Genomic DNA, 7,169 nt, shown 5'->3' with positions numbered 1-7,169 from the left:
CGTCCGCCCGGAAGGTGGTGCGCACCAGCGTGAAGCCGGGCTGCCGTTGCGTCTGTGCGGTCGCCTGGATCGCCTCGCGCGCGGCCCACCACGCCGGCCCGTCCTGGATGCCGGCCTCGGGGTCCAGGACGGTGATCGGGCCCCAGCCGATGCCGAAGCGCACGTCGACGGCGGGGGCGAGGAGCAGTCGCACGCGCAGCGCGGCGTCGATGGCGGCGCCGACCGTGGGGTAGCTGCCCTGGAACTCGTCGCCGACGGTGAAGGCGGGGGCGTCGATCGCGCCGTCGGCGACCTCGCGCAGGGCGGTACTTACGCGTCGGTGCAGGGCGGACCGGTCCACGGCGCGCCGGGATGCCACGACGTCACCAATCACGGCCGCCCTTGGTGAAGAATTGCGCTTCACTCGGGCTATATGAAGACTATAGATTAATCCGAGCTGAATGCAGCTATTTGCTTAATCGCCTAGCCGGCGTCGCGGTTCGCGGACGCGGTCACGCCGGCGATGATGTCGTCGACCGTGCGTTCCGCCAGCGCCTCGACCCGGCGGCGACCGGCGTGACGCAGCGGTCCGCGCAGGGCAAGCTCGGCGAATCCGTGCACCGCCGACCAGCAGGGCCATTCGGCGCCTTCGCGTCGTTCAGGGGACAGCGTTCCCGCCTCCGACATCGCATCGAGCGCCTCGACCAACGCCACATACGGTGGCGCGCCCGCGGTCTCGCCGGTCGGGGAACCGGCTCCGAAAAAGGCCACGGTGAACCACCCCGGCTCGTCGAGTGCGAATTTGATGTAGCCGAGCCCGACCGCGCGGAGCCGATCGATCGTTTGCGGCCGCGTGGAGCCGCGCCGGCGCGTCAAGCTCTGCATCCGCGCCGCCATCCGGTGCTGGATCGCGATGGCGACGGCGCCGAGCAGGGCCTCCCGATCGGCGAAGTGGCGATAGGCGGCGTTGGGCGAAACCCCTACTCGCCGAGTCGCTTCCCGAATGGTGAGCGCTCCGGGTCCTCCGGTCCGGGTGAGGTACAGGCCGGCGTCGACCAACGCGGTGCGCAGATCCCCATGGTGATAGCCGGTCTTCAAGGTGGCCACGCTTGACCCTTCTCGGGCTGGAAGTGTACGGTGTCCACATTATCATGTTGACGCTGTGAACATCGAGATCGGAGGTGGTGTCGTGAGCTCCGCAGCATTGCCGTCGATTGTGGAAGAGCGGTTGTGGCAGCGCGAACTGAACGCTTTGCGGGCCCGGGAGAAGGCGGCTACCCGCGAACTCGATGCGATCGCCGCGCAGCGCCGGCGGCTACCCATGGTCGCGATGCCCGATTACGTCGTGGAGGGTGAGCGGACCGGTGCGGCTCGCCGACGTGTTCGGCGGCAGATCGCAGTTGATCTTCTACAGCCACATGTGGTCTCCCGGCGAAACGTGGCAGTGCCCGGGATGCACGTCGCAGTACACCCGTCAGGAGTTCCTGGACAACTACGACGCCCGGTTTGTCATCGTCACCCAGGGGCCCATCGACGAAGTGCTCGAATACAAGCGGCGGGTGGGCAACCAGGATGACCTGGTACTCCACCGCCAACAGTCCGTTCGGTGCGGATGTCGGTGCCCCAGCGGGAGGTGGCTTTGCGGTCAACGTCTTTCTGCGCCAGGGGGAGCGGGTCTACCGAACCTGGCACACCAACGGCCGGGGAACCGAACAGCTCAGCCCCTCGTTCGCGTCGATCGATCTTTTGCCGTACGGCCGCCAGGAAGAATGGCAGGACTCCCCGGACGGCTGGCCCCGGCGGCCGACCTACCGTGGGTGGGCCGGCTCCCAGGACATCGCCCGAGCCTACCGCGCTGCCGCTGATGCCCAACCGGAAGGAGCAAGATGACCTCCATGACGACCGGCCTGACCACGATCAGCCTGGTGTGCGTACCGACACCCGAACAGGACAAAGCGGTCGAGTTCTACGAGTCGCTCGGGTTCGAGAAGCGAACCGATCAGCCATTCGGTGGCGGCTACCGGTGGATCGAGGTCTATCCGCCCGAGGGCTCGACCGGCATCGCGCTGGCTCCGCCGCCGTCGGACGCCGGAACGGTGCAACCGACCAACACCGGTATCACGTTGTCCACGAGCGACATCGACGCCACCCACGCGGCGATGGCCGCACTCGGCGTCGACGTCGACGCGCAGGTGTCGCGAATGGGCGAGCCGGTCCCGCCGATGTTCTGGTTCCGCGACCCTAGCGGGCACACGCTGCTGGTCGTCGAATCCTGAATCGCGGCTGAGCGCTCACTGCACCAAAGCGGCCGCCGACTGCAGGTGCTCGATCGCCTCGCGAACGACCTGCTCGATCAGCTCGGCGCACGAGGGCAGGTCGTCCAGGATGCCGGCGACCTGGCCGGAGGCCAGCACCCCGGCCTCGGTATTGCCCTCGACCAGACCGGCTTTGAGCAGCATGGGCGTGTTCGCGGCCATCACCACCTGCGACCAGCTCAGCTCCTTGCCGTGCCGCATGGCCATGCCGTCGGTGATCATCGACCGCCACGTCATCTGCGACATCTGTTTGAACTTGGCGGCGTTACGCACCGCGGCGACCAAACCACGTGCTTGGGAACCGCTCTCGAGCTTCTCGACCAGGGCGGTCCGCAGCACGCGGTGCGGCATGCCGTCGACCCGCGTGGTGACCACCGTGCCGTCCAGCGCGGCCTCGAGGTAACGCCGCTTGACCGCGTCGGGCACGGTCGAGTCCGAGGTGAGCAGGAACCGCGTGCCCATCGCCACCCCGGCGGCGCCGTAGCTCAACGCGGCGGCCAGCCCGCGCCCGTCGAAGAAGCCGCCCGCCGCGATCACCGGGATCCCCGTGCCGGCCACCGCGTCCAGCACCGAGGGCAGCAGCAGCGTCGTCGCGACCGGCCCGGTGTGACCGCCGCCCTCGCCGCCCTGCACGATCATCGCGTCGGCGCCCCACGCCGCGACCTTGCGCGCGTGTTTGGCCGCGCCGATCGACGGGATGACCACCGCCCCGGCTTCTTTCAGCCGGGCGATCAGCTCCTGTTTGGGGGCCAGGGCGAACGACGCCACCTTGACGCCCTCGCGGATCATCAGCTCGATGCGGTCGGAGGCGTCGGCCGCGTCGGCGCGGATGTTCACCCCGAACGGCTTGTCGGTGGCGGCCTTCACTTTGCCGATGGCCGTCGCCAGCTCGTCGAGCGTCATGGTGGCCGAGGCCAGGATGCCCAGCCCGCCGGCATTGGCCGTGGCCGATACCAGCCGGGCGCCGGCCACCCAGCCCATGCCGGTTTGGACGACCGGGTGCTCGACGCCGACCAACTCGGTCAGCGGCGTGCGCAGCCTGCTCACCGAATCTCCCTGTCCCGCAGTGACTTCGGATCGACGACCTCCCGGATGAGCCGCAACTCCTCGTCGGTCGGCAGCCGGGTTTCGTCGGCGCCGTCAAGGCCGTGCACCTCGAACGAGGTGGCCTCCCGGACGTCGCCGGGCGTCACGCCCGGGTGCAGGGACACTGCGCGCATGGTGTGTTCCGGCCCGCCGAAGTCGAACACCCCGAGGTTGGACACCACGCGATAGGTGTTGGCGAAACGGAACGCCGGATTGGCCGGGTCGACCTTGTCCCAGCCGATGCCGCAGACGATGTCGACGGCGTCGCAGAACACCCGCTTCGAATGGTTGCCGACCCAGTAGCTGGTCGCATGGTTGATCGCGTTGCCGGGTGCACCGCGCACGCCGAACATCTGCCGGGTCGGACGCTGCAGGGGGCCGAACGCCGAAATGTTCTGGTTGCCGAAGCGATCCACCTGGTTGGCGCCCATCACCACATGCCGGCGCCCCCAGGCCAGGGTCTCGAAAACCCGGCCGAAGGGCATCCAGCCCTCAATGTTGTTTGGGGGGCCGGTCTTGCCCAGCGGCGGGGTGTCGGCGAGGAGCTGCGCCTCGCCGTCAGTCAGCAGGATGTCGGGGGAGAAGGTCAACCGCGCCAGACGCGCGCCCACCGAGGCCATGTTCGTCATCGGGCTGACCATGATCTCGCCTGCGTTCCTGAACAACTCGGCGCAGGCGACCGCGCAGATCTCGGCTCTGGTGCTGCTCACTTCGCCGCCTCCTCTGCGAACTTGCGCACGGCTGCCTGGTAGTCGTCTTCGCTGCCCGAGAGGTAGATCTGCTCGAACTGCTGCCAGCCCTCCTCCGTGGCGGCCGCCTCGGCGTAGTGCCGCTGGAATTTCTCGTCGCGCCCGTAATCCGTTGCAGCCGTGGTGAAGTGGGCACCACCGGGGGCTTCCACGACAGCGTCGACCATCATCCGGTTCACCAGCAGTGACTGTGGGGGAACCGATTTCACCAGCTCTTGGGTCGACACGACCCGCTCCACCGACAGGTAGCGCCGCTCGGCGGCCATCAAGAAGAGGTCGTCGAAGTAGGGGTCGATGCCGGTGTAGGCGGCGTTGCCCCGCTCGTCACCGAGGTTGAGATGCACGAATGCGGCGTCGAGGCGCAACGCCGGCATGGCGATCAGCGTCTCCTGCCCACCGCCGGGTGCCGGGTACGGGCTCGCCACGGTCTTCAGTTCGCCCTCCCAGAAGTCGAGGACCGAACTGCCCAGCCCGGCGCGGATCGGCAGGAACGGCAGGCGTTGCGCCGCGGCCTGCAGGCCGCACCGCAGCATGCCCTCGTCCATCTCGCGGGATTCGATCGACCCGGCGGTGCGCGCCTTGGCGAACCACGGGTCGTAGAAGGGTGGCGTGTCCAGCGAGACGAAGCCGTAGTAGACGCGCTTCACCTTGCCCGCCGAGCACAGCAGGCCCAGGTCGGGCCCGCCGTAGGTCACCACGGTGAGGTCCTTGACGTCGGTGCGCAGCATGGCCCGCACGAACGCCATGGGTTTGCGCCGCGAACCCCAGCCGCCGATGCCGATGGTCATGCCGCTGCGCAATTGCGCGACGGCCTCGTCGAGCGTGGTCCTCTTGTCGGTCACTCCGTTTTGCCCTTCGTCGTTCCGGCAAACGCGTCGCGGTGCTCGTCGGACACCCCCGCGAGGTTCAGCTCGAACGTAAAGCCTTGCTCCATACGGTAACTCGAGTTGACCCGCTGCACGTCGATGAGGTTGAGCGCCTCTTTGGCCGCGCGGATGACGCGGGTGTCCTTGGCGGCGATGTCGCGCGCCACCCGCAGCGCGGCCTCGTCGAGTTGCTCGCGCGGCACCACCTCGTGCACCGAGCCGAAGTGGTGCAAGGTGGCGGCATCCACGGTGGCCGCGGTGAAGAACAGCCGCCGCATCATGTGCTGGGGCACCAGCCGCGACAGGTGGGTCGCCGCTCCCAGCGCGCCCCGTTCCACCTCCGGCAGCCCGAAGGTGGCGTCGTCGGAGGCCACGATCACATCGGAGTTGCCGACCAGTCCGATGCCCCCGCCGACGCAGAAGCCGTTCACCGCCGCGACCACCGGCACTGCGCATTCGTAGACCGCGCGGAATGCCGCGAAGCAGCCGCGATTGGCGTCGATGAGGGCGGTGAACCCTTCCGTACGTTGCATTTCCTTGATGTCCACGCCGGCGTTGAAGCCGCGGCCCTCCGCCCGCAGGATCACCACGTGGGTGTCGGAGTCGTTGCCGGCGGCCGTGATCGCCTCGGCGAGGTCGAACCAGCCGCGCGAGGGGATGGCGTTGACGGGCGGGAAGTCGACGGTGACCGCGACGATGCCCGGTTCGGCGGTGGTGGTTGTGATCGGCATTGCACTCCTGGGGGCGTCGCTACCTAAGCAAGCACTTGCTTGGTACGCTAGCACAGTGACCCGCGCCGAAGGATGCCTCCCTTCCGGAGAAGCCGTCAGTTTGGCATTGGCCGGACGGGTCGTCCTCGTCACCGGCGGCGTTCGAGGGGTGGGCGCCGGTATCAGCGCCGTTTTCGCTCGGCAGGGGGCGACCGTCGTCACCTGCGCGCGCCGCGCCGTCGAGGGGTCGCCGTACGAATTCCATGCGTGCGACGTCCGCGACGAGGACTCGGTGGCGCGGCTCGTCGGCGCGATCGGCGAACGCCATGGCCGCCTCGACGTGTTGGTCAACAACGCCGGAGGTTCGCCGTACGCGCTGGCCGCCGAGGCCACACACAACTTCCACCGCAAGATCGTCGAGCTCAACATGCTTGCGCCGCTGCTGGTTTCGCAGCACGCGAATACCCTGATGCAACAGCAGCCCGGAGGCGGTTCGATCGTCAACGTGTGCAGCGTCAGCGGCCGCCGGCCGACACCGGGTACGGCTGCCTACGGGGCGGCCAAGGCGGGTCTGGAGAGTCTCACGTCGACCTTGGCGGTGGAGTGGGCTCCCAAGGTGCGGGTGAACGCCGTGGTGGTCGGCATGGTGGAGACCGAACAGTCCGAGCTGTTCTACGGCGACGCCGAGTCGGTCGCCCGCGTGGCCGCCAACGTGCCGCTCGGCCGGCTGGCCAAGCCGGACGACGTCGGCTGGGCCGCAGCTTTTTTGACTTCCGATGTGGCCTCCTACATCAGCGGTGCCACGCTGGAGGTGCACGGCGGCGGCGAGCCCCCGCCGTATCTGGCCGCCTCGAGCGCCAACAAGTAACGAGTTAAGGAGCAACGGTATGGGCTTGGTGGACGGCCGCGTCGTCATCGTCACCGGAGCCGGCGGCGGCATCGGGCGCGCGCACGCGCTGGCCTTCGCCGCCGAGGGCGCGCGGGTGGTGGTCAACGACATCGGGGTGGGTCTGGACGGTTCGCCCGCGGGCGGTGGCAGCGCCGCGCAGGGCGTCGTCGATGAAATCATCTCGGCCGGTGGGGAAGCCGTGGCCAACGGGTCGAACATCGCCGACTGGAGCCAGGCCGAGAGCCTCGTCCGGGCCGCCGTCGAGACCTTCGGTGGCCTGGACGTCGTGGTCAACAACGCCGGCATCGTGCGCGACCGAATGATGGCCAACACCAGCGAAGAGGAGTTCGACGCCGTCGTCGCCGTGCACCTCAAGGGTCACTTCGCGATGATGCGCCACGCCGCGTCGTACTGGCGCGGGCTGTCCAAAGCGGGCAAGGCCCCGGGAGACATTGACGCGCGGATCGTCAACACCAGTTCCGGTGCGGGCCTGCAGGGCAGCGTCGGGCAGGGCAACTACAGCGCCGCCAAGGCCGGCATCGCGGCGATGACGCTCGTCGGCGCCGCCGAGATGG

At 68.7% G+C, this 7,169-nt stretch carries 9 protein-coding genes and 1 pseudogene; 4 read left to right on the top strand and 6 right to left on the bottom strand.

Features of this window, described 5'->3' with window-relative positions:
• Both AC2VOR_RS17470 and AC2VOR_RS17465 read right to left on the bottom strand, forming a co-directional pair.
• On the bottom strand, positions 1-412 hold a 412-nt coding region (locus AC2VOR_RS17470; protein WP_486964212.1), incomplete at its 3' end, for a SatD family protein.
• A 50-nt stretch (positions 413-462) separates the two neighbouring features.
• Entirely contained in the window at positions 463-1,086 is a 624-nt protein-coding gene (locus AC2VOR_RS17465; protein WP_486964211.1) for a TetR/AcrR family transcriptional regulator, read from the bottom strand.
• Positions 1,087-1,192: 106 nt separating this feature from the next.
• On the opposite strand from AC2VOR_RS17465, the pseudogene AC2VOR_RS17460 reads away from it, so the two are divergent.
• Both AC2VOR_RS17460 and AC2VOR_RS17455 read left to right on the top strand, forming a co-directional pair.
• Positions 1,193-1,869: pseudogene (locus AC2VOR_RS17460) on the top strand (DUF899 family protein).
• Complete coding sequence (locus tag AC2VOR_RS17455; RefSeq protein ID WP_369736737.1) at positions 1,866-2,255, top strand: VOC family protein; 390 nt, start codon at positions 1,866-1,868, stop codon at positions 2,253-2,255. Before AC2VOR_RS17460 ends, AC2VOR_RS17455 begins: the two are co-directional and overlap by 4 nt.
• Positions 2,256-2,270: 15 nt before the next feature.
• On the opposite strand, the gene ipdC is transcribed toward AC2VOR_RS17455, so the two are convergent.
• Genes ipdC through echA20 form a run of 4 tightly spaced genes read right to left on the bottom strand, consistent with a single transcriptional unit; the run spans position 2,271 to position 5,726 of the window.
• Positions 2,271-3,341, bottom strand: a complete 1,071-nt coding sequence (gene ipdC / locus AC2VOR_RS17450) for a (3aS,4S,5R,7aS)-5-hydroxy-7a-methyl-1-oxo-octahydro-1H-indene-4-carboxyl-CoA dehydrogenase (protein ID WP_369736738.1) — start codon at positions 3,339-3,341, stop codon at positions 2,271-2,273.
• Positions 3,338-4,090 carry a cholesterol ring-cleaving hydrolase subunit IpdB gene (ipdB, locus tag AC2VOR_RS17445; RefSeq protein WP_369736739.1) on the bottom strand — a complete coding sequence of 251 codons (753 nt, stop codon included), beginning with the start codon at positions 4,088-4,090 and terminating at the stop codon, positions 3,338-3,340. Before ipdB ends, ipdC begins: the two co-directional genes overlap by 4 nt.
• Complete coding sequence (gene ipdA, locus AC2VOR_RS17440) at positions 4,087-4,971, bottom strand: cholesterol ring-cleaving hydrolase subunit IpdA (RefSeq protein WP_369736740.1); 885 nt, start codon at positions 4,969-4,971, stop codon at positions 4,087-4,089. The genes ipdB and ipdA overlap by 4 nt, the downstream gene beginning before the upstream one ends.
• Entirely contained in the window at positions 4,968-5,726 is a 759-nt protein-coding gene (echA20, locus tag AC2VOR_RS17435; RefSeq protein WP_369736741.1) for a (7aS)-7a-methyl-1,5-dioxo-2,3,5,6,7,7a-hexahydro-1H-indene-carboxyl-CoA hydrolase, read from the bottom strand. The genes ipdA and echA20 overlap by 4 nt, the downstream gene beginning before the upstream one ends.
• A 100-nt stretch (positions 5,727-5,826) precedes the next feature.
• On the opposite strand from echA20, the gene AC2VOR_RS17430 reads away from it, so the two are divergent.
• Positions 5,827-6,573, top strand: a complete 747-nt coding sequence (locus AC2VOR_RS17430; protein ID WP_369736742.1) for an SDR family oxidoreductase — start codon at positions 5,827-5,829, stop codon at positions 6,571-6,573.
• Positions 6,574-6,592: 19 nt separating this feature from the next.
• A partial coding sequence (locus tag AC2VOR_RS17425; protein WP_486964210.1) for an SDR family NAD(P)-dependent oxidoreductase occupies positions 6,593-7,169 on the top strand: 577 nt, incomplete at its 3' end.

Source organism: Mycobacterium sp. TH-M103, assembly GCF_057473785.1.
The sequence above is the reverse complement of the archived record's forward strand: the minus strand, read 5'-3'. Positions and strand labels throughout refer to the sequence as shown.